Source organism: Sulfitobacter sp. M13 (assembly GCF_053474885.1).
Genome location: NZ_CM130281.1, coordinates 2,232,124 through 2,253,460, shown reverse-complemented (window position 1 = coordinate 2,253,460; position 21,337 = coordinate 2,232,124). Strand labels below are relative to the sequence as shown.

23 protein-coding genes and 1 tRNA gene are annotated in these 21,337 nt (G+C 54.8%); 8 read left to right on the top strand and 16 right to left on the bottom strand.

Features of this window, described 5'->3' with window-relative positions; translation table 11 throughout:
• The 3 genes from ACVBAU_RS10810 to ACVBAU_RS10800 form a co-directional block, all read right to left on the bottom strand.
• Positions 1 to 714 (bottom strand): 50S ribosomal protein L21, encoded by a 714-nt coding sequence (locus ACVBAU_RS10810; RefSeq protein ID WP_448326284.1) that lies wholly within the window; start codon positions 712 to 714, stop codon positions 1 to 3.
• A gap of 222 nt (positions 715 to 936) precedes the next feature.
• Positions 937 to 1,746, bottom strand: coding sequence for a hypothetical protein (locus tag ACVBAU_RS10805; protein ID WP_448326282.1), 810 nt, complete (start codon positions 1,744 to 1,746; stop codon positions 937 to 939).
• A 2-nt stretch (positions 1,747 to 1,748) separates the two neighbouring features.
• The gene (locus ACVBAU_RS10800) at positions 1,749 to 2,591 is read right to left on the bottom strand and encodes a DUF2059 domain-containing protein (RefSeq protein WP_448326281.1); all 843 of its coding nucleotides are present in this window, start codon (positions 2,589 to 2,591) and stop codon (positions 1,749 to 1,751) included.
• Between the two features lie 145 nt (positions 2,592 to 2,736).
• Between ACVBAU_RS10800 and ACVBAU_RS10795 the strand changes: the two genes are divergently transcribed.
• Positions 2,737 to 2,826, top strand: a tRNA-Ser gene (locus tag ACVBAU_RS10795).
• A gap of 227 nt (positions 2,827 to 3,053) precedes the next feature.
• On the opposite strand, the gene ACVBAU_RS10790 is transcribed toward ACVBAU_RS10795, so the two are convergent.
• The 3 genes from ACVBAU_RS10790 to ACVBAU_RS10780 form a co-directional block, all read right to left on the bottom strand.
• Complete coding sequence (locus tag ACVBAU_RS10790) at positions 3,054 to 4,136, bottom strand: tyrosine-type recombinase/integrase (RefSeq protein WP_448326279.1); 1,083 nt, start codon at positions 4,134 to 4,136, stop codon at positions 3,054 to 3,056.
• A gap of 714 nt (positions 4,137 to 4,850) precedes the next feature.
• Positions 4,851 to 5,276, bottom strand: a complete 426-nt coding sequence (locus tag ACVBAU_RS10785) for a hypothetical protein (protein ID WP_448326277.1) — start codon at positions 5,274 to 5,276, stop codon at positions 4,851 to 4,853.
• Entirely contained in the window at positions 5,273 to 5,761 is a 489-nt protein-coding gene (locus ACVBAU_RS10780) for a hypothetical protein (RefSeq protein WP_448326276.1), read from the bottom strand. The genes ACVBAU_RS10785 and ACVBAU_RS10780 overlap by 4 nt, the downstream gene beginning before the upstream one ends.
• 269 nt (positions 5,762 to 6,030) lie before the next feature.
• Between ACVBAU_RS10780 and istA the strand changes: the two genes are divergently transcribed.
• Both istA and istB read left to right on the top strand, forming a co-directional pair.
• Positions 6,031 to 7,560, top strand: a complete 1,530-nt coding sequence (istA, locus tag ACVBAU_RS10775; RefSeq protein WP_448326274.1) for an IS21 family transposase — start codon at positions 6,031 to 6,033, stop codon at positions 7,558 to 7,560.
• 12 nt (positions 7,561 to 7,572) lie between these two features.
• The gene (gene istB, locus ACVBAU_RS10770; protein WP_448326272.1) at positions 7,573 to 8,334 is read left to right on the top strand and encodes an IS21-like element helper ATPase IstB; all 762 of its coding nucleotides are present in this window, start codon (positions 7,573 to 7,575) and stop codon (positions 8,332 to 8,334) included.
• 8 nt (positions 8,335 to 8,342) lie between these two features.
• Here istB and ACVBAU_RS10765 read toward each other — a convergent pair.
• Positions 8,343 to 9,490, bottom strand: a protein-coding gene (locus ACVBAU_RS10765; protein WP_448326270.1) for an IS3 family transposase whose coding sequence is annotated in 2 segments (ribosomal slippage) — positions 8,343 to 9,229 and positions 9,229 to 9,490 — 1,149 coding nt in all. Because the reading frame shifts where the segments join, the coding sequence is not laid out codon by codon here.
• A gap of 40 nt (positions 9,491 to 9,530) precedes the next feature.
• On the opposite strand from ACVBAU_RS10765, the gene ACVBAU_RS10760 reads away from it, so the two are divergent.
• Entirely contained in the window at positions 9,531 to 9,782 is a 252-nt protein-coding gene (locus tag ACVBAU_RS10760) for a hypothetical protein (RefSeq protein ID WP_448326268.1), read from the top strand.
• A gap of 249 nt (positions 9,783 to 10,031) precedes the next feature.
• On the opposite strand, the gene ACVBAU_RS10755 is transcribed toward ACVBAU_RS10760, so the two are convergent.
• From ACVBAU_RS10755 to ACVBAU_RS10745, 3 genes are all read right to left on the bottom strand, one after another.
• The gene (locus ACVBAU_RS10755) at positions 10,032 to 11,729 is read right to left on the bottom strand and encodes a DUF262 domain-containing protein (RefSeq protein ID WP_448326266.1); all 1,698 of its coding nucleotides are present in this window, start codon (positions 11,727 to 11,729) and stop codon (positions 10,032 to 10,034) included.
• Positions 11,730 to 11,900: 171 nt separating this feature from the next.
• A complete protein-coding gene (locus tag ACVBAU_RS10750) occupies positions 11,901 to 13,115 on the bottom strand; it encodes a MobA/MobL family protein (protein ID WP_448326264.1) in 1,215 nt (404 codons plus the stop codon).
• Between the two features lie 327 nt (positions 13,116 to 13,442).
• The gene (locus ACVBAU_RS10745; RefSeq protein ID WP_448326262.1) at positions 13,443 to 13,943 is read right to left on the bottom strand and encodes a hypothetical protein; all 501 of its coding nucleotides are present in this window, start codon (positions 13,941 to 13,943) and stop codon (positions 13,443 to 13,445) included.
• A gap of 247 nt (positions 13,944 to 14,190) precedes the next feature.
• On the opposite strand from ACVBAU_RS10745, the gene tnpA reads away from it, so the two are divergent.
• The 3 genes from tnpA to tnpC are packed head-to-tail and all read left to right on the top strand — an operon-like array spanning position 14,191 to position 16,586.
• Positions 14,191 to 14,622, top strand: coding sequence for an IS66-like element accessory protein TnpA (gene tnpA, locus ACVBAU_RS10740; RefSeq protein ID WP_067629910.1), 432 nt, complete (start codon positions 14,191 to 14,193; stop codon positions 14,620 to 14,622).
• Positions 14,619 to 14,972 (top strand): IS66 family insertion sequence element accessory protein TnpB, encoded by a 354-nt coding sequence (gene tnpB / locus ACVBAU_RS10735; protein WP_067629907.1) that lies wholly within the window; start codon positions 14,619 to 14,621, stop codon positions 14,970 to 14,972. The genes tnpA and tnpB overlap by 4 nt, the downstream gene beginning before the upstream one ends.
• A gap of 54 nt (positions 14,973 to 15,026) precedes the next feature.
• Positions 15,027 to 16,586, top strand: coding sequence for an IS66 family transposase (gene tnpC, locus ACVBAU_RS10730; RefSeq protein WP_237271760.1), 1,560 nt, complete (start codon positions 15,027 to 15,029; stop codon positions 16,584 to 16,586).
• On the opposite strand, the gene ACVBAU_RS10725 is transcribed toward tnpC, so the two are convergent.
• The 6 genes from ACVBAU_RS10725 to ACVBAU_RS10700 all read right to left on the bottom strand — a co-directional run bounded on the left by ACVBAU_RS10725 (position 16,578) and on the right by ACVBAU_RS10700 (position 20,576).
• The gene (locus ACVBAU_RS10725; protein ID WP_448326260.1) at positions 16,578 to 17,090 is read right to left on the bottom strand and encodes an AAA family ATPase; all 513 of its coding nucleotides are present in this window, start codon (positions 17,088 to 17,090) and stop codon (positions 16,578 to 16,580) included. The genes tnpC and ACVBAU_RS10725 overlap by 9 nt on opposite strands.
• Before the next feature lie 485 nt (positions 17,091 to 17,575).
• Positions 17,576 to 18,355: an amino acid ABC transporter ATP-binding protein gene (locus ACVBAU_RS10720; protein WP_448326258.1), complete on the bottom strand. Its 780-nt coding sequence runs from the start codon at positions 18,353 to 18,355 to the stop codon at positions 17,576 to 17,578.
• Positions 18,352 to 19,026 carry an amino acid ABC transporter permease gene (locus ACVBAU_RS10715; protein ID WP_448326256.1) on the bottom strand — a complete coding sequence of 225 codons (675 nt, stop codon included), beginning with the start codon at positions 19,024 to 19,026 and terminating at the stop codon, positions 18,352 to 18,354. Before ACVBAU_RS10715 ends, ACVBAU_RS10720 begins: the two co-directional genes overlap by 4 nt.
• A 6-nt stretch (positions 19,027 to 19,032) precedes the next feature.
• On the bottom strand, positions 19,033 to 19,785 hold the full coding sequence (locus tag ACVBAU_RS10710; protein ID WP_448326254.1) for an amino acid ABC transporter substrate-binding protein: 753 nt from the start codon (positions 19,783 to 19,785) through the stop codon (positions 19,033 to 19,035).
• Positions 19,786 to 20,106: 321 nt separating this feature from the next.
• A complete protein-coding gene (locus tag ACVBAU_RS10705; protein ID WP_138923293.1) occupies positions 20,107 to 20,325 on the bottom strand; it encodes a DUF1127 domain-containing protein in 219 nt (72 codons plus the stop codon).
• 83 nt (positions 20,326 to 20,408) lie between these two features.
• The gene (locus tag ACVBAU_RS10700) at positions 20,409 to 20,576 is read right to left on the bottom strand and encodes an RSP_7527 family protein (protein WP_254700527.1); all 168 of its coding nucleotides are present in this window, start codon (positions 20,574 to 20,576) and stop codon (positions 20,409 to 20,411) included.
• Between the two features lie 377 nt (positions 20,577 to 20,953).
• Between ACVBAU_RS10700 and ACVBAU_RS10695 the strand changes: the two genes are divergently transcribed.
• Positions 20,954 to 21,280 (top strand): TfoX/Sxy family protein, encoded by a 327-nt coding sequence (locus ACVBAU_RS10695; protein ID WP_093732263.1) that lies wholly within the window; start codon positions 20,954 to 20,956, stop codon positions 21,278 to 21,280.
• Positions 21,281 to 21,337 lie beyond the last annotated feature (57 nt).

Here is a 21,337-nt window from a genome sequence, read left to right as displayed (position 1 = left end):
TTAGCCTTTTGCGAGTTCTTTGGCCTGTGCGATCCAGTCTTCACGACCGACGCGACCTTTGAACGACAGTTTCTCTTCGATAGCTTCGACGTCAGCGTCTGTCCAAGCAGCGATCTGTGCGAAGGTTGTGATGCCTTCACCGTTCAGCTTGCCAACGATAACCGGACCAACGCCCGAGATCTTGCTCAGATCGTCGGAACCTTCAGCTGCAGGGGCAGCTTTGGCCTTCTTCGCCTTGGCAGGCTTAGCCGATTTTTCTTCGGCTTGGTTGTTCTTCACGCGCTTGGCCATTTCGGCCTGATCGCTTTTGTTCAGCGCATAACGCTCTTCCATGGCAGCCACGGCAGAGGCGCTCACGGAGCCGGTACCGATTGCCGCTTTGACATCGGATTTATCCGCGCCGGACGACAGGATCTCGCCGATTTTAACCAGCGTCAGTTTTTGACGGTGGCCCTTGGTGCGCTTGGAGGAGTGCTTCCGGCGACGCTTGACGAAGTGAATAACTTTCTCGCCTTTGATTTGGTCGACGACTTCGGCTTGTACGCCGGCGCCTGTAACCAAAGGTGCGCCCAGCTTGGGGGAATCGCCACCCAGCATGAGAACTTCGTTGAATTGGACTGTTTCGCCCGCGTCAGCAGCCAAACGTTCTACCCGAAGCATATCGCCGGATTGAACTTTGTACTGCTTGCCGCCTGTCTTGATGACCGCAAACATGCGTCTTCCTTTACTGTTTCCGCATCCTGTGGTCCCCATTCGGGAGTTCGTCGGGCCTTGGCCCACCTCGGACAGCGCATCCCATTTCGGGATGTTCATGAAATAACAAAGGCACCCGAAACGGGCACCCTTAGGTTGAGGCTTGCCGTATGATGCACCGCCCCCCTGATGTCAAGTGCCACAGGGCCCGCCGGGGATATATTGGCGCGGCGTCGTGAGGGGCTATAGTTCTTCGGCGACCATGTTCAGCGCCACGGCACGCCCAAGGGCATAGGAAACGTCCTCGTAAGCTGCTCCGAACCCGTCAAACAAGGCGCGGTTCAGGCTGCGCCCAGCATCGGTTTTCGAAAATGCAATGTAGCGTTCAAGAGCGTCATCCTCCAACGGAGAATAGGCCAAAGCCAGGTAGCTGTACAGCCAACTGCGGGTGTCTTCTGTGACCGCGTCATGCTGCTGCGTGACGTCGGCTAGCATCTCGGCCTCCGTCATTTGCAGGGCGCCACCCTCGGACATACCCCGCATGAACTGAAAGTTAGAGTTCATCGCCGCAGCGACATTCCGTTCGACCATGTCGCCGCTGTCGATCAATGCGGTGATCTGCGCAAGGCGGGCGTCCGCGGTCCCGTCCAGATCAGAAAACCGCGCGCGCGCAGCCTCTTCGATTTCCGGGTCGGTGATCGCAGCCCGCGCTTCGTTTTCTAGGGCGATGATCTGCGCGCCGGTACCTTGCGCGAAAAAGCTGATGACATCTTCGCGCTCTTGTCCCACCAAAGCAACCTCCAGCGCCGTGCGAACGGTTTCAACGATCCGTTCCGGACTATAAATTGCGCGCACCTGAGGCTCCCAGCCCGGTCCGCCCTGCCCACCCAGCATGTCACGGTCCAGCTGTTCAGCGTTCTCTAGTCCCTCGCGCTGCAAGATTTCAGCCAGCTCGCCAAGGCGCAGCACATCTACCAGCACCGTGGTTCGGGCATCTGCCCAAACCGGCAGCGCCAGCAGCCACAGGCCGACCGCAACAATAAACGCCCGCATGATTACAAGTCCTGACTGGGTTGCATATTGCCCAGCCGTTGCGCGACCTGTTCGTACCTGTTCGCCATGATTTCGAACTGCACAGCATTCATCAGCGCATAAACTTCCTGCATCTGTGGGTCTTCAAGGGCTTTTGCATAGGCCAGCACCTCTTCATCCGAAAATGCCTGATAGGTATAGGCCGCCCCCGCCAACGCATTCTCTTTGATAGAGGCACGCATCTCGGGTTCCTGCGCGCGCATCGCTTCGCGCAGGTCAGGCTCTTCCATCTGTAGGTCGATAACCCCCGCGCCGGCCGCTGCCATCAGGAATCTGACCTGCACTTCTTGGAGTGCCCTTATGGAGCTTTCCTCCACATCGCTGGCACCATTCAGGCGCGACAATAATTCAACACGCGGAGAATTAATCCCGCGCAATCCATTCAAAATCGCATCGCCCGCTTCGGACTTCGCAGCATCGTCTTCCTCCATATGAGAGGCGTTTTCAGCCGCGACCAACCGCTTCCCCAGATCGGTAGCATAGAAGTTGGACGCGTGGTCCAGTGCCTCATCGCTCAAAGCCTGTGCAAGTATGCCCGCCCCCATATCAAGCATCAAATCCGTCTCAAAAACCTCGCGTACCAATCGTGACCATTCAGAGCCAAAGGCATCCGCATTGATACCCAGCATCTGTGGCGCGGAATCAGCAGACAGCCGGATGCTTTCAAGCGCGACGTCAAACCCGGTAACTTCCAGAAATGCATCGACCCTTTCCCTGTCGGCAGCCCGCGCCATCGGTGCAATCGCGGCGATCATGACCGCTAATCCAAAACATAAAGTTAACGGTAAACGGGTCAGTCGGCGCATCGCGGTATTCCTTTGAGGTTATCCACCCAAGACCTTAGGCAAAATTGATCTGTCAGCAATGAAATTCCCCGTGTCCGCGAAAACTGGCCTAGCCCCCCTTGCCACCCCGTAAAATCCATCCTAAACGGACGCACCACACCGATGCGGAGAGGTGCCGGAGTGGTCGAACGGGGCGGTCTCGAAAACCGTTGAGCCTTCACGGGTTCCCAGGGTTCGAATCCCTGTCTCTCCGCCACTAACTCATTGATAATATTGCATTTCATGGCCTAAATCTGCAGAAATGCGAATTTTATCATTTTGGTGCAATTACGGCATACTATGACGCTTTTCACGCCTCCGGATGCACCTGCTATTCTGTGCCAGAGGACGATTTCAGTCTAATGCCCTCTAATCGACCCGTTTCAGAACGGCAAAGCCCCGCCGTTTTCAAGCGGGGCTTTATTATGTCTTGCTGAATTGATGTCAGAGACCGACATTACCGTCTGCATTTGCAATAACCTGCTGCTCTTGGGTCAGATAACGGAAATAGTAGCGCTCGGTTGTCTTCACCGACCCGTGGCCAATGTAGCGCTGCACCCGATAAACCGACCAACCTTCTTTCAAACGCTCGATGGCAAACTTGTGCCTCAGATCATGCATCCTGGCTCCAAAGTCGACTTCCTGCGCGTAGTCCCAGAACAAATTCGCAGCGGACCGATAGTATCCATCTTCTGTCTTATTCCAGAATACGTGAGGAGAACTGTTTGAGCGCGGAACCTGCAGCAGGATGTCGATGGCCTGCTGGCGCAAGGTGATCGTGCGAACTTTGCCACCCTTGGTATTTTTCAAGGTAAGCGTAACATTGCCTTGGACGGGCCGATCCATGCCAGAGAGGTCCCCCCACTTGATCATAGCCATCTCCGTTATCCGCCCCCCTGTCTCAACCAAAAAACCGGGGAAGTAGGTCAGTGTCCCTGGCGCACGCTGTGACAACAATTCAATAGCCACATCTGTAGGTAGTGTGATCAACGGTAGTTTCTCACGCATACCGGTCTTCTCGAAAAGCTGAACAGGATTCATCTCTATCCACCCTTTATTCTTGATGTGACTCATCAGATGGTTAAACGCCGTAAGATCCCGATTTATCGTAGCGATGGATACGTCATCATCCTTGCGCAGCGAGACAAACTCAGCCACTTCAGCCAGACCAATCTCCCAAGCTGCAGCCTGCTCGATGTCCTCGTTCCGTTCTTTGAATATAATCTTAAGCGTCGATCCAATTTGACGAAGGCTGGTGCGATAGCGCTTACATGTGTTTTCGGTCCATCCGTGGCTATTGCGTAATGAATCCATGCCATCATAGAAACTTGCAAAACCAACGTGGAACATCCAATCGGTATCGCCACGTTCGGCTTTGCTTTTCAGCTCTTCGATCCGCTTTTGCGCTCGCTTTTCCGCGACCCTTTGAGAAGTTGTGCGAACCGACTCTCTGTATTCTTTGCCGTCGATTTTGACGCGAAGGTGGTAATTTTTGCTGCCCTTCGGCTTGTAGACGTTTTTTGGCATTGGTTTCCCTTTTTAAGCCAGAGGACAAAAAGTTCCTGATCGAAGGTCCAGATTCCACCGTGCTTCAGTGCACCCGGAATCAATCCCTTTGTCGCAAGCTCCGTTATGTGGCGCTGACTAAGCCCGGAGACCCGTGAAGCTACTTTCGAACGGACACGAGGTTTCAGGTCGGCAAATGCCGGAAACGAAATTACGAAATCAGCCATTGATTGAGTGGTCATGAACGCCGTGCTCTCTTGATTGCGGAGACAACGCTTCGTTTCGAAAGTTTTGTCGCCCTTTCTATCCGGAGGTCGCAGAGTTCTCTCTGGCCTCTGAAAAGGAGATGCCGACGTCTTTCAGAAATTGGTCGAACCTGTGATTAAGGTTCGATATCTCTCTGCCGAAAAAAGATATAATATTAAAAATTGTATATTTACAGTGTATTGGACTTAATATGACAATCAAGTATAGCGCTGCCGTTGCTGCTTTAATTCGATCGCCGAGACATTCATTGGGATTCCTAATTCAGTTGGCGCTTCTCTCGACGTAGGTCTCTGCAGCTGGGACCAACCTCGACAGAAGCGCTTTGTAGACATTTGCGTTTCAAGAAGCATGCCGACGGTGTGTAGCAGCAGGATGTGGTGCCGACATGCTTGTCCACCGGTGTCTAAACGATGGTTGCGGGCATCTAAGCCCTCTAAAGAACGATGCCGGGACCGGCACCGCTCTGTTTCAACGCGCGAACAGCGTTTCCGCTAATTGCTCAGCTTTGGCGTGGTTCAAGACATCACTGATGGCGCGGTGCAGATCGATCAAATGATCAGACGCGTTAATAAGCGCAAAGGCATGATCGCTGACCTGTTTGACATGGCGACCACCGTTCACATCATGCTCGTCGGCAATCCAGCCTTGCTGGGTCCCATTTGCAATCTCACGTCCTAAGAAGTCCACCAACGCCGCAAGATCGCGCAAAAAGGGCTCGCTGATGAAATGATCTCCTGCGAGCTTCCGCTGGATGTCCTCCGCAAGGCCCCGCCTTTGTGGCGGAAGCAGAGGGATGACAATGTCGAAGACCGTTTTCTGGGACAGCCGGGCATATCCGACCGCGTCTGCAATCAGACTAATCATGGCAGCCTGCTGTAATGGATGGGAGGTCATTTCGCGCCTCCCGCAGGGTCTGTGAGAACCTCTGATGTGTCATCGACATGCTGAGAACTGCTGATTGAGACGTCAGGGTCCTTACGGCTGACTATCGATATTTTTGCTCCACCGGGCCGATCATTCAACGATAGTAGCACGCGCTGCAAACCATCAGCGAGTAGACAGATATCTTCCACCACAGGGTCCGCAGGATCGATTGCAGCGAAGTGACCGCACTCTACCCGCTCGATGTCATCGACATGTTCGAGAAAGAGAAGACTCTTCAACTGACGAAGCAGACCTATTGTCCGGCGTGACAACGACAACTCCCGACTGAGTGCGTCAGCGACCATATCAACGAGTCCCGCGCCTTCTTTGCCGCCCAATATGTGTGCGGCATGACGGAGCGCACACTGATGCGCCTCTATGAACTCATAAATTGGAAAATTGGCTCGCTCGTGTAGCAAAGCTGGCTTCAGCGCCAAAGGGGTAGCGATGTTCATCTTGATTGTATGGTAATCCCCCCATTTTTAATGAGGTCCAGCGGTAGAATTCAGGCGGCTGTTTTCAGTTTCATTGCGGGTGTTATGCCGCCTGCGTATTCCGGGGTGATCCGGCCACCTGTACCGATAGCATCCGGCCACCCATACCGATTTGATCCGGCCATGGATTCCGGGGCATCCGGCCACCCCTATTTTGACACGATTTAAGCGACTGCGAGGCGATCTGTAGCAGGGCTACTCTGGCGTTCATTTGAATGAGAGAGAGCCCAATGAAGAGATTGCCAATGCGGAAGATACGGGAAGCTTTGCGGCTTCGATCAGATGGATTTTCAGGACGCCGTGTTGCGCAAAGCCTGTCGGTGGGCCGCGCGACGATATCGGAGTATTTTCGGCGCGCCGATGTTGAAGGCTTGAGTTGGCCTCTGCCAGACGCCTTGTCTGATGCAGACCTCGAGCAGCGGCTGTTTCCCTATAGCCCTGGCGAAGTGCGTGGCAGCGTTGCTCAACCGGACTGGGCCTACGTGCACGCAGAGTTACGGCGCAAGGGTGTGACGCTTTCACTGCTGTGGGAAGAGTATCGCGGGGTTTATCCGGATGGATACGGCTACAGCAGATACTGCGAACTCTATACGCGTTGGGAAGGCAAGCTGTCGCCGGTGATGCGTCAACGTCACCCTGCTGGCGAGCGCCTGTTTGTCGACTATGCCGGCCACACCGTGGATGTTGTCTGTCCCAAAACCGGCGAGGTGCGCACAGCGCAGATCTTTGTCGCAACGTTGGGCGCGTCCAATTACACCTATATTGAAGCGACGTGGACGCAGAGCCTGCCGGACTGGATATCGAGCCATGTGCGTGCCTTTGAGTTCGTCGGCGGCGTACCTGCGCAGTTGATCCCGGACAACCTCAAGGCAGGCGTCACCAGGGCCTGTTTTTATGACCCAGCCATCAATCGCACCTATGCGGATATGGCCAGTCACTATGACACAGCTATTATTCCGGCCCGCCCACACAAACCCAAAGACAAGGCCAAGGTTGAAGGCGCTGTCTTGCTGGCCGAGCGCTGGATTTTGGCGCGGTTGCGTAATCAGCGCTTCTTTGGCCTTGATGAGGTGAACGCGGCCATCCGGCCATTGCTGGATCAACTCAATGGCAAGGTGACTCGCCATCTTGGGGCCAGCCGTCGTGATCTTTTTGAACGCCTGGATCGCCCTGCGCTGAAGGCGCTGCCCGTTGCCCCATACGTTTATGCCGAGTGGAAGCAGTGCCGTGCTGGCCTTGATTACCACGTCGATATTGGCCGCCATTATTACTCAGTGCCACATCAGTTACTGAAGCAAAAACTGTGGGCCCGGATTACCGCACGCACCGTAGAGGTATATTTTAAGGGGCAACGCGTGGCCTCTCACGCCCGCACCTCCGGCAACCGCCAGCACTCGACGCACCGAGATCACATGCCTGCGCATCATCGGTTCCGTGATGACTGGACGCCTGAGCGCATTCGCAGGCAAGCCGTCCGCATCGGCCCAAACGTTGAGATCTTTGTTGATGTGGTCATGCGCAAAAGGCGGCACCCCGAGCAAGGGTATCGCAGCTGTCTTGGCGTCATCAAACTCGCCAAAGCCTTTGGTCATGATCGCCTGGATGCCGCCTGCGCCCGGGCGCTTGAGATCAACGCCCATTCCTACTCATCGCTACATTCCATTCTAAAGAATGGTCTGGATCGCAAGCGCCGCGACCCCACCACGGACGGCCCCGCGATCACTCACCCCAATATCCGTGGTGCGGATTACTTCCACTGAAGAGGACAAGATATGCTTGATCATCCAACCTTGGATCAGCTCAAATCACTCAGGCTCGACGGCATGGCGGAAGCCTTTGCTGAGATGCAAATACAGGACGGTGCAGCCGCGCTCAGCCATGCCGAATGGCTGGGGCTGCTCGTCGACCGTGAGAGCGCGAGCCGAGAAACCAAACGCTTTGAAAGCCGCATGCGCACCGCAAAATTGCGCCACGTCGGCGCATCGCCCGAGGACATTGATTACAAATCCCGGCGCGGTCTCGACAAAGCCGTGTTCCAGCAGATGTTGACCGGGCGCTGGATCAAAGACCGTCGTAACCTGATGATCACGGGCCCCTGCGGCGTGGGCAAAACGTGGTTGGCTTGTGCGCTCGCGCAAGCCGCATGTAGGGACGGCGTCACCGTGCTCTACAAACGTATGCCGCGTCTCTTTGACGAGTTGGAGCTGGCCCATGGCGACGGACGCTTCCCACGCCTGTTCAAAGCCCTCACCAAAACCCGGCTGCTGATCTTGGACGATTGGGGCCCAGACCGTCTCAACGCCAGCCAGCGGCGCGACCTGATGGAGATCGTCGAAGACAGATATGAAGCCGGATCAACGCTGATCACCAGCCAATTGCCCATCGACGCCTGGCATGACGTGATCGGTGAACCTACCTTCGCAGATGCCATTCTCGACCGTCTCGTACACAACGCATATCGCGTCGAACTCGACGGCCAGAGCATGCGAAAAACCAAACTCAAAACAGGTGACGAAAGCGCCCAAAACGGTTAACCAAAAACTCAGGCCTCGCAGCCGCTAAACAAGGGCGGCCGGATACACCGGTTTAGGTGGCCGGATGTTGTCGGAATGACCGGCCGGATGCACCGGAATACGCAGCCGCCGATGCCCATGTTGGGTCGTTCGTTGTTGTAAGTCCAGAGCCATTCCGTGGCCTGATCCTGTGCCTCCTCGATGGTTTCAAAGATGTACTGGCTGAGCCATTCGCCGCGAACCGTGCGGTTGTAGCGTTCGATATAGGCGTTCTGTTGGGGCTTTCCGGGTTGGATGTATTCCAGCCTAACGCCTTGTTTTTCTGCCCATTCCATGAGCTTTCCACTGACATATTCGGGTCCATTATCAATACGAATAGCCTTGGGTTTTCCACGCCATTCGATGATCTGGTTCAGACTCCGCACCACGCGCTCGGCTGGCAATGAGAAGTCGACTTCGATGCAAAGGCCCTCGCGATTGAAGTCATCCAGGACGTTCAGTGTCCGGATCGACCGGCCGTCAGAGAGCTGATCGGCCATAAAATCCATCGACCACGTCTCATTTGGCTTGTCAGGCACAGCCAGCGGTTCTGGCTTGTCGCGCTTCAGCCGTTTCTTGGGTTTGATCCGTAGATTCAGCTCCAGTTCGCAGTAAATCCGGTACACGCGTTTATGGTTCCAACAATAGCCCTGCACGTTGCGCAGATACAGAAAGCACAGGCCAAAGCCCCAGGTGCGCTTGTTTGCCGTCAGACGTTCCAACCAATCGGCGATCTCCTCGTTCTCGGTGCTCAGCGTTGGACTGTAGCGATAGCAGGTCTCACTGATCTGGAACGTGCGGCACGCCAGCGCGACACTGACCCCATGCACCGCCACCATCTTCATGGCCATCTCTCGTCGATGAGACGGCCTCAAGACTTTTTTCCGAGGGCTTCCTTGAGCAACTCATTCTGCATGCTCATCTCCGCATACATCTTCTTGAGGCGGCGATTCTGCTCGGCCATGTCCTTCATCTCTGCGATGAGCGACGCGTCCATACCGCCAAATTTAGCCCGCCATTTGTAAAAGCTGGCACTGCTCATCCCGTGCTCCCGGCAAAGCTCAGAGACCGGCACACCGCCCTCCGCCTGCTTCAACACAGCCATGATCTGCGCATCGCTAAATCGTCCGTTCTTCATCGTAAATCTCCTCAGATATCTTGCCGAGAAAATTCTACTTTTGAACACCACTAATTTTAGGGGGGATTACCCGATCATCTCCAACGACGACAACCTGACCTATGGAAACATCGTCAGCGTTTACGTCGGACCCGACGAAACAAGCACCACACTGACCGATGACGGGATCGAAGAGCTGATGGACATGATCCGCGCCGCTCGTATCACCAACAAAACCTGGCATGAGTTCCTTGATGACTTCGTGCATGACACCGATCTGGTGGCACGCATCAAAGCTAAATCGCCGCGGTAACAATGGCGCGGTTACGTCTTAGCTCACTCTGTTGGCTCTAAAACAGTCCAAGCTTACAATCGCGCGATGCTGGTCCACGAGCGCCACAAACTGCTTGAGCAGTGGGGGATGTGGGCAATGGGCGAGTTGGAGCTTTACGCAGACCCTACAACACGGGTGGCAGAGATAAATCGCCGGACAATCCAGATGTTCGCTAACGACGCTTAGGTATTGATCTCGGAGATACCCTTGTAGGGCTCCGGAGGAGCCCTACGCGATATTCCAAATCTGATTATATGCAGTTTCAGCCATCTGCAGGGTTCGCTGCTTAACCCGTTCAATAGTCCAATCTTCGGCGTCCAACACATCTTGGGGAACGGAACCAGTGAGAGACTTGAGAGTAATCATTTTTTTTGAAAAATCATCATCCTTTATCTTACCGTTGTCAGCAGATGTGAGCAGAATAAGGTTTCCCAGACTCCCGACTACCTCGGGTGTCCATTGACCATCTATTTTGGACTGTGGATAAATATGCTCGATCGTCAGGTTAGCTGCATCGTCGGAAAAAGCGAGTTTTTGATGACTGGCAAACCCCTTCAGGATATAGCGAACAAGGCTTGCTTGCTTTGTGTTGCTGTTGGTGAGATGGATTTGATCGAAACCAGCCATAAACTCTGATTGGGTCGGCATTCTCTCTTTAAGTTTTTCAAGCAACTCATTGATTACTAAACCAGCTTCGTTGGCGTCCTTCGCCTCGAACACTTTCCTACCAAACGAAGAATACATAGCCGAAATGCCACCTGACGACCTTGACGAGGTGACTGCCGTGAACAGGAAGTGGAAGTTTTCAATCCCTCGAAGGGCACGTTTGAGAGTTTTATCGCTGATCAAAGAAGCCTTGTTCGCCCTAACTAACGAAAGGACGCCGGGCGTATGTTGGCTTATTCGAAAAACCCTCATCGCTGATAGCGATGAGATGATATCTACCTGTTCCTTCTTCCAGCCCTGATTGGGATTAAAAATCGAAACGTAGTTTGATGCATCAGTTGCAAAGCCTTTAAGGTGATCTTTGGCATTTTTTTCACTCACCTCTGATTTTATTTTTTTATAGGCTTTCTGCTGTGTGGTCGCTTCGAATTTTGAGGACCATGAGTGAGTAAAGAAAACATCCGGATCAATATCGACTTCGCTACTACCCAAGGTGGTTAATATTCTTGTCCAAAGTTCCTTCGCAGCATCAACAGAACCTGCACCCTTAATCGTCTTCAAAAAGTGGTTTTTAAGGAGGTCAGTCAGGGCGAGGTCTTTTCCGCGAGTGTTGAGTGTCTCAAAAATAAGATATGCATCGTCCTCATTATCCAGTTCTATCCTAATAAGGCTTAAACTGAGGACGGCGTCTCGCAGTTCTTTTAAGCGAACGATCTTAGCCTCAAGTTTGTCGTCCTTCGATATCATTCCATCCGCGTCTACCGCGCTCAAAATCCCTCCGATTTTCTTTTCGAAGAAAGCAAATGATGCTTGAAGCCGTTTCTCTTCCCTTTGTGGAATCGTTGCAAAGTCCTTCTCACCATATTTTTGGATTTCTTCGGCAAAGAAAGGGTAGGATGTTTCGGTCATAACAACGAAACGATTAACGCTATCAATATCTCCCCTTTCAATCTTTGCATGGAGCCCTTTTGCAAGGTCATCTTTACCGAGCTTGCTGAAAGCGTTGCGGATCACGCACAGCAAGATCGTAATGGTCGTTAATCGCTGCTGCCCATCGACGACCCCATATTCCTCTGCCCCTGACTCATAGAGAACCATAGAGCCGATAAAGTAATCGCCTCCTTCATTCTTCACGACGTCGTTCCAGAACTCGTCGAGATTCTCATCATCCCAAGAATAGGGTCTTTGGAATCTTGGGATAAGCAGGAAATCAGATGTAAATAGGCGCAGAACGTTCGTATCTTTGGACTCAATCTTCATAGGACTCAAAAACCTTTCCAAACCCCAAAGTTCTGATCATTGCGCCCCCTGCCTGAGGACGCCTTGAACCATGGCGTTAAGTCTATATAGCGAAACAAAACTTGTCTTCTCAACTTTGGATAGAATCTATACCGAGACTTCCCACTTTCGCAACTGATCATTAGTCAGATGTTACGTTGATCTTTCTATGCCGCGCTCACGGGCCACCTTCTTTGTGATTGCCGTTGTGGGCGACGCTGCAATGGACTTGGACAGCGGCCGCGTGCGGCGGCGACCATTAAAAGTCGCAAGCCGTGCTCGGAGGGTGTCCCGTAGGAAGATTAGCTCCAGAAAAACGCGCCTGATAGGAGTGCGCCGAGCACGACGCCACTTAGCCATCTCAAAAGGACCGCTGGATGTCTGTTTGCCCCTTTCATGGGCTGAACCTTCGCGTGATCCAACTTCTCTATTAGCTTTCGCTCCAACGATCCAAGGCGGCTTGTGATCACCTGTTGTTCTCTGTCTATTTTCGCAAGCAGTTGTGCTTGGGTTCCAACCTGCGAAAGGGTTTGAGCTACCCCGTTGACAGTCCTCTCGGAGTGCCGAGCGGCGGCTGTCGCTTTCCGCCGGATTTCTTCGATCTGCGCTTCCCAGTCGATTGCCTGTGGCATATTTTTTCTCCTCAATAAGTTGATTGATTTCCCTGATAACGCTGTTCGCTTCGGCCCGCGTTTTTCCGGCGTCAATATGTTTCCATTCAGGTTTAGCTGTAGCCTTGGCTCCCCGTGAACTCATGGCGCGAGACCCAGGGCCTTCATGGATCTCCGGAATGCGGTCGATCCCCTGCTTGTCAAAAGAAAGATGACTGATGGCAGAGGCAGCTCCGAAACCCCATTCGCTCATCTTACGATTATGAAGGCTGGCCCATCTCTCGGCCCACATCTCCACAGCGTGTTTTCTTGACATACCCAGAACGCTCTTTGGACGGCCACGCGCTCCTGATTTTTCGTGCTTGTCGAACGCCACAAGATGGAAATGAGGGTTTTGTTGGTCGTTCCCAGCCTTGTCGTGAATGGCCAAAATATATCCAGCCTTTCCCTGCGTAAGCGCGTCCGCAAACTCCGCAGCAAGCTCCAGTCGCTGCTCAAGCGATGCCTCTACCGGAAGTGCGATTATAAATCTTTCGCAGACTCTTCCGCGTCGCTTCTGAGCTTCAGACTCTGCGGCGCGTCCTTGTAGAGTATCGGTCGGCTGATCAATCTGCTTTCGCACAACATCCCGCGCCGCTGCGGAGCGAGTAATATAATGCAAATGCGCTTCGGTTTGACCAATCTCAGCCATGCGGCTTTTGGTTCCGCATTTCGGCGAGAAGGTCTTCACAGAGTGCCGGAATGAAAACAGTGCCATGCATTGCCTTTTGGGAGAAAGGGATAAAATGACTATTTTATCCGTTGTGCGCCTTCAAAAATTGAACATAGGGAATAAACGTAATGGACGAAAAACTAAGAAAATCGCTTGATACCATTTTGGCTCACGCTTCGAGACACTGCATCAGATTCAGATTGGTAGATCATGACTTCACAACAATCCCCTCTTCGGATCTCCGGCAGCTGGCGTCCTCTATGCTCGATTATTTCGAAGACGAAATGGAGCGGCTGACAGGGCAAGATGGAGGAGCCTCCGATGGAAGCGCGCCCTCTGGAAACGTGACCGGGGGCGCGCCGCCTCTGGGAGTTAGTCGCTCAAGGCGTTGTCATTGGCGTTAGAGGGCGAAAGAGAGCTCCTATACCCCTTAGTTCCGCGCTCTGCCTTGCCGGCCTTCTCCAAAGCTAACAGCGCCCGTCGCACCGCAACCCGCAGACTGTCGGAACCTCTAACACTGTTAAAGATTGAGCCTGAACGCTCTGCTATCTCCGATTGAGAGAAATAGCAGCCGGGATCAGTGTCAGCGAGTTCCATCAGCACGCGTTCAATGTCAGCTACGCGTTCCACGGTGTCCTGCGAAGGTTGCTTGTTGTCGTTGGCGACTTTCGTCCGCGTCAAAGCTTTCGCAAATGCCTTCGGTTCCATCGGGATTGCCATAGGAACGGTAACTTCGCATCCTTCACGGTCTACGCCGATGTTCAACGCCGCCAACTTGAACGGAAGTGAGCCAAGTTCTTGTGCGTTCTTTTGTTTGATTGCGTTGAGTAGGACGACTTTTTCGGACCCGGATACAGACGCTTTCGAAATCAAGCAAAGGCAGTCAACATTTCCATGGAACGCCGAGGATCCCCGCGGTCGGTCGGGATTTCCGTTCCCCACGTGGTGAACAAATACGACGGACGAGTGAGTGATTTGAGCGATAAATGTCGCATTCCCAACAACAGTCCCCATAGCACTCGACGAGTTCTCATCTGTAAGCGTTGCCTGGACAGCACCTTCCCAGTTTTCGCCTGAGCTGCGACTCCGTTTCTGACGGATATTGGGCGGGAGTTTCGCGATGGCGACTACGGTAGAGTTTCTCAGGGACTACGGGGTGGAGATACGGGCCAATGGCCAGAAGCGGTGGCCCAATGAGGTCAAAGCACGGATCGTGGCTGAGAGTTTGCAGCCGGGCGTGAGCGTGAATGCAGTTGCGGCGCGGTATGGGCTTCGGGCGAACCATTTATCGGAATGGCGGAGTCAAGCACGCGATGGCCGGTTGGTTTTACCTGCGGGCGATGACGACGCCTTTAGTTTTGCGCCACTCGTAGTCTCGGATGGTGGCGGCGGTGCGCATATGTCGGCCGTTGCGGGGCGGTCCGCGAAGCCTGACGAGTCATCCCATACCTCCATCGAGATTGGGATTGGTCGTGTGACAGTCCGGCTCGATGGCACGACCAGTTCGTCCCGGGTTGCCGAGATCGTGCGGGCAATCGAGGGTCAGCCATGATGTTCCCATCAAACCGTGTGCGGGTTCTGGTCTCGACGCAGCCTGTGGACTTCAGGAAAGGTCATGATGGTCTGGCGTCGATCGTGTCGTCGGTGCTGCGCAAGGATCCGTTCACCGGCACGGTTTTTGTGTTCCGCTCGCGCCGGGCGGATCGGCTGAAGCTTTTGTATTGGGACGGCACCGGATTGGTGATGGCTTATAAGCGGCTGGAAGAAGCGACCTTCACCTGGCCGGCGATCAAGGACGGGATGATGGCGCTGAACCACGCCCAGTTCGAGGCCCTGTTTGCCGGTCTGGACTGGCGCAAGGTCAAGGCTCTGGAGATGCGCCCACCTGCTGCGGCAGAGTGAATCAACCGCTGTCTTTTGTGTGTTTTTAATGGGGTTTTATCGTATCCTGATGGCATGATCACGACACCCGCCATTGACCTATCCACCATCCCTGCTGCGCAGCGTGCGGCGGTTTTGGCGTTGATGGAAAAGGTAGCGGCGCTTACGGAAATCACCCAACGGCAAGAGCACCTGATTGCGGAGCTGAACCATGCCCTACATGGCAAACGGTCGGAAAAGCTGACCGAGGATGAGCGGCAGCTGGCGTTCGAGGATCTGTCCATCGCCCTGGCTGAGGTCGAGGTGCAGAAGGACCAACTGGCCGCTCAGACAGGTGACAAGACGACAACCAAATCTGCGCCAAAGCGCACCATCGGCAATCTACCGGCCGCACTGCCGCGCATCCAAGAAGTCATCGAACCTGACAGCCTGAGCTGCCCTTGCGGCTGCGGCGTTATGCACAAGATCGGGGAAGACCGCAGTGAGCGGCTGGACATCGTGCCGGCGCAGTTGCGCGTCATTGTCACCGTCCGCCCGAAATACGCCTGCCGGACCTGCACCGACGGCGTGACCCAGGCTCCCGCACCATCGCATCTGATCATAGGTGCCCTGCCGACCGAGGCCACCATCGCCCATGTGCTGGTCAGCAAGTATGCGGATCATCTGCCATTATACCGCCAAAGCCAGATCCTGGCGCGTGCGGGTCTTGATCTGCACCGCGCTGTGCTGGCGGACTGGGTCGGCAAGGCGGCCTTCCACCTCAAGCCCGTCGTCGACCGGCTGGCCGAACACCTGAAACGATCCGACAAACTGTTCATGGACGAAACCACGGCCCCGGTGCTGGATCCGGGGCGCGGTAAAACCAAAACTGGCTATCTCTGGGCACTGGCCCGCGATGACCGACCATGGGGCGGTGAAGATCCGCCCGGTGTGGTTTACTTCTATGCCCCCGGTCGGGCGGGCGCGAATGCCGAAACCTTCCTGACAGGCTTCGACGGCATCCTGCAGATCGACGGCTATCAGGGCTATAATCGGCTGACCAAACCCACGCGCAAGGGCGGTGCCCCCATTCGGGTGGCCCATTGCTGGGCGCATGCGCGCCGCAAGCTGAAGGAAGTCTTTGACCGAGATGGCTCAGAGATCGCCGCCGAAGGCCTGCGCCGCATCGCCGAAATCTATACCGTCGAAGCTGACATTCGTGGCATCTCCTCCGGCCAGCGATTGTCTGCCCGTCAGGCCCGCAGTGCCCCGCTGGTCGCAGCATTCGGTGAATGGCTGGAGGCTGAGCGCCGCAAGATCTCCACCAAATCCCGGCTGGGTGAAAAGCTGACTTACATCCACAATCACTGGGACGGACTGCAGACCTTCTTGGCCGATGGGCGCGTCGAGATCGACAACAACCGCGTCGAAAACCTGATCCGCCCCATCACCCTCAATCGGAAAAACGCCCTCTTCGCTGGGCATGACGAGGGTGGTATCGCCTGGGGCCGCATCGCCTCACTGATCGAGACCTGCAAGATCAACGGCATCGAGCCCTTCGCCTATCTCAAGGCAACCCTCACAGCGATCGCCAATGGTCACCCACAAAGCGGCATCGACGATCTGCTCCCGTGGAACTTCAAGACGTCAAGCTGACCCGACAGTGCCCTCCTGAGAACGCTTACTCTCATCTGCCTCACCTATACACCGATTCAGCGTATCAAAGATTACAAGCGCCTGCTCACAACCATATTCAGCCTTTTTGGCGTTGATGAACCTTGCGACCTTCTCTGGCGTTTCAGCGTCCATGAGGTTGGGTGCACCGTGAACTACGTAGAACGGTGCATTTGCACAGGCTGGGTCTCGCATGTATGGATGTGCGCGGCAAAGAACTCCGTAACTGTCTTCGGCGGCGTAGTAGATCACCACCGTTTTCCGGACGGACAAACCGCCAAAGTCACGACCCTGCGCGGCGTGTGCCGCTATCGCTGCTGAAATAGTTGATTTGCCGAGACCCGGCGCGCCCGCAATCATTGAGACCTCACCGGGTTTGAAAAGGTTCTTAACAACAAAGGGGGCGTTAAGTTTGGGTCGAAACTCACCAGCCTTGGTTACGGCAGGTGCAGAGCTATATTGAGAGTTGGGGGACATAGTTTTCATAGTCATCTTTCATTTTGAGTAAGTCAGGATCGGCACCGCGCCTCTCCCTCCTGAAGAAGACATTGTTCCGGATGTGACCGGACCAAAATGAAAACGCAAAAAAAGTTCCGGACGGACGGACACCTTCACCGCCCCATAGGGGGCGGGGTGTCCGTCCGTCCGGAACTGCTACTGATCGGCTCAGTTTTCCTTGCCAAATGCACGGTTGATTTTGATGTGGGGTAGAATGATGGTTAATGGTTGCACCGATCCCCGATAAGAGTTTATTATCAGAACATTAGGCCAGAAGTGCGTCAGCCTGTCTCTCCGCCATTCATCTACACTCGCAGGGTCCCGCAGTCGGCCCATGCCGGCAGACCAGTTTCTGTGGTTAATGAGCAGTGCACCAAAACATTCACCTCGAACCGGCAGATGCAAAGCGTAGCTTTAACTCCGCCGGACTCTGCCTAGCAATCGCGGCTTGTCACCTGCATTAAAACGAACCTTCAGGTCACGCGGCGCAGGAACGATTGGGTGCGCGGATCTTTTGGCGCGTCAATGAGCTCCGCCGGCGTGCCTTGTTCGACGATGCGGCCTTCGTCCATGAATATGATTCGGTCGGCGATCTCGCGTGCGAACTGGATTTCGTGGGTAACAATCAGCATGGTCTGGCGTTTTTCGGCCACGCGGCGCATCAGGTCCAGCACTTCGCCGACCCACTCTGGATCCAGCGCAGATGTCGGTTCGTCAAATAGCATCAGGTCTGCATCCAGCGCCATTGCGCGGCCGATACCCACGCGTTGCTGTTGGCCACCGGACAGGGCGGCCGGATAGCTGTCAGCTTTCTCGGATAGGCCGGTTTCGCGCAGTGTCGCGTCGGCTCGCGCGTTAGCGTCAGCCTTGCTGTAGCCTTGCACGGTGATCAACGCTTGGGTGATATTTTCGCGTGCGGTCTTGTTGGCAAACAAAGCATAGTTCTGGAATACGAAAGAAGTCCGCCGGCGCAGCGCTAGAATGTCGGGGCGTTTCGCGGTTGCGGCATCGACGGACATATCGCCGATGCGGATAACGCCCGCGTCGGGTGCATCAAGAAAGTTCAGGCAGCGCAACAAGGTAGATTTTCCCGTGCCCGACGGGCCGATGATCACCACCCGTTCCCCTTGGGCGATATCAAGCGAGATGTCTTTCAACACGGTGGTGCTGCCGAATGATTTGCTCAGGCCCGCGATGGTGATGCCGTCGCCTGTCGCCCTGCCCGTCTCTGAAATATTCATTGTCTTCGTCATCGCGCATGCGCCTTGTTCAAATAGACCTCTAAGTGACGCTGCGCAAAGGCCAGCGTTTCGACCAACACCCAGTAGATCGCGGCGACAACGAGGAAGGCTTCGAAGTACAAGAAGCTGCCGGCTGCTTCTTTCTGGGTCGCACCCATCAGCTCTGTCACGCCAAGGGTGAAGGCCAGCGAGGTCCCTTTAATCATATCGATAAAGTAGTTCACGAGCGTCGGCGCGGCGACGCGTGATGCCTGTGGTAGAATGATCTGTCGCATCATCTGAACTTGGGTCATTCCAACCGCTTGCGCGGCTTCCCACTGGCTGCGGTCCACGCCCAGAATAGCGGCACGGATGCTTTCGGCCATATAGGCCGAGAAATGCAGTGTTAGCCCCATGATCGTCGCGGTGACGCCGTCAATATTCCCCAGAAAGCCCAGGACTTGCGGCAAGCCGTAATAAAATAGAAACAACTGCACCAATAACGGCGTGCCGCGAAAAAAGCTGATGAACAGCCGCACCAAGACGTCGAGGACCGGAATCCGGAACACCCGCTCTACCGCGAGCGCAGAGGCCAGCACCAATGCGCAGACCATGCCGATAAACGCCATAAAAAGCGTCAGCGGGACATAGCCCAGCAACACCGGCAGCAAGCCCCACATGTATTCGAAATCCAGCCCTCGCATCTTGGCTTACTCGGCTGTCGTGATGTCAGAGCCGAACCACTTTTCCGAAATCTCGGTCAGGGTGCCGTCTTCTTTCAACTTGGTGATTGCTACGTCGAACCGGTCGCGCAGGGCTTTGCCTTCGTCGTTGTTGCGGAACGGCAGCGCATTTCGGATTTCGCTAAAGGGCTTGCCGGCCAGCGCCAGCGGCAGCGGGCTTTCGGCAATCAGCTGGCCGGACGAGACGCGGTCCATGACAAAGGCATCCACTCGACCAAGCGCTGTGTCCTGAGCGATGTTGCTTTCATAGGTGCGAATGTCGATCTCGCCCGCATTTGGCAGTTCGTTCAACAACTCCTCAAAGTTGGAGCCGAGGTTGACCGCAACGGTTTTCCCGCTCAGGTCTTCAACGCTGCCGATGGTGTCTTCGTTGCCGGCCTTAACCACGACCTGCGCCCCGTCAAAGACGTAAGGCTGCGAAAAGGCGAATTTCGCCTCGCGCTCGGGGGTGATGGTGATCTGGTTGGCGATGGTGTCGATCCGGTTGGATTCCAACGCGCCGATCAGACCGGAAAACGACATAGTGACGAAATTGACCTCGTCGCCGGTTTCCTTGGCTACAGCGTTGATGAAATCGACCTCGAACCCCTGCAGCTCGTCGAGCTTCACAAAGGTAAAGGGAAAGTACCCGCCCGACATGCCGACATTCAGCGTCTCTGCCTGAGCAGCACTGACGCCGGTAGCAAGGGCGATTGCGGTGAGTGTGGCGTGTTTGATCATGATATTCTCCGTTACTTCTGATGAGGAGGTAACATGACGCGGCCGCGCTTCAATGGTGCTGCGGCAAGCAAGTCCGCGATAGTATCATTCATCCTTGGTCAGGAATATAATTCTGGCAAGGGGTGAGATTGCAAAACGCTATTTTGGGGGGCGCAGCGGCGGACGGGGTTTTCGGGGGCGATATCAAGTCAAACGACAGCCGATATGGGGAATTACCGGTGCCAAGAATCACCCCGTAAACATTTGATCAGACAAAGTAAAACCGCCGCAAAGTGGGAGGACTTTGCGGCGGGAAAATTCTTGTGGCTTTAGACGAACGATTTAGCGCAGGGCAACCGCTTGCGATGCAATATTGCGGATCTCGCCGCGTGCAACACCGATATCTGCCAAGTCTCGGTCATTCATCGCCGACAGTTCGCGGAAGGTCTGGCGTTTGGCGCGTTGATCGGCGCTGTAGGCGCGGAATGCGTTCAACGACATGCGCAGCTTGGGCATCAGACCCGCAACGGGTGCGGCGGTATATGTGGAAGTATAGCTCATTTTCTATTCTTTCTTTCACGTCTATGCGGCGGCCTATCCACCGCATTCGGTTTGGTATGTTCCGTCAGCGAAGCGCTGGCGGTTTAGGCTGCAACCGTGCCGCGGGGTGCGGTGCGGAACAGGCCGGTAAACTTACGCGAAGCTTTGGCGACTGCGGCAGAGATATAGGCACTACGCAATGCATTGGCTTCGGCAAGCAGGCGGTCGACTTCGACCGGTGTGGCGGTTTTGTATGTAGCTTCGGTTTTCATTTTCCAGCTTTCCATTTCAGGGCTTCGTTGCCCGTGATCGTCATATGTGGGCGGTGCAGCAAAGGTGCAAACCATAGTCGATATGCGAAAAACGCATGGCTTAAATGGCACAGTTTTACCCCATAACGGCCCATATCCGGCCTTTGTATAGGCAGTTTTGACCTTCACACTGAACAATAGGGCCGCCCGAACGTTGGTAGCCCCTGAAACGGAGAGACCAACACAAACCGGAGAAGACCCATGACCAAGCAACTGAACCAGCCGCAGCAATCCGCCCCACCCAAGCCCGCGCGGGAAAAACCCCAGCCGGTGATATTTACGGATTATGCCAGCATCTGAAAGTGACATAGCGCAGCCTACGGTATAGGTGGTCGGGTATGACTGACCCTGTTTCCTCAATCCGTAATCTTGGCCCCGCGTTCGAGCAAAGCTGCGCCAAGGCGGGCATTCATTCTGCCGAAGCCTTGCGTGATCTTGGTGCCGATGCGGCCTACGCGCGTTTACTGCAAAATGGGCAACGTCCGCACTTCATCGGGTATTATGTCTTGGTCATGGGGCTGCAAGGCCGCCCATGGAATGATTGCAAAGGCGAAGAAAAGAAGGCGCTGCGCGTCAAATTCGACGCGATCAAGGCCCGCGCGCACGATCCTGTCCAGTCAGAGTTCGAGCGGATGATGAACCTCATCGGTGTCCGAGAAGCGTGAGCTTGATCTCTTAGTCGGAACGTCCCCGCCCTCACCGGCGTTATACTGCAGAGTACC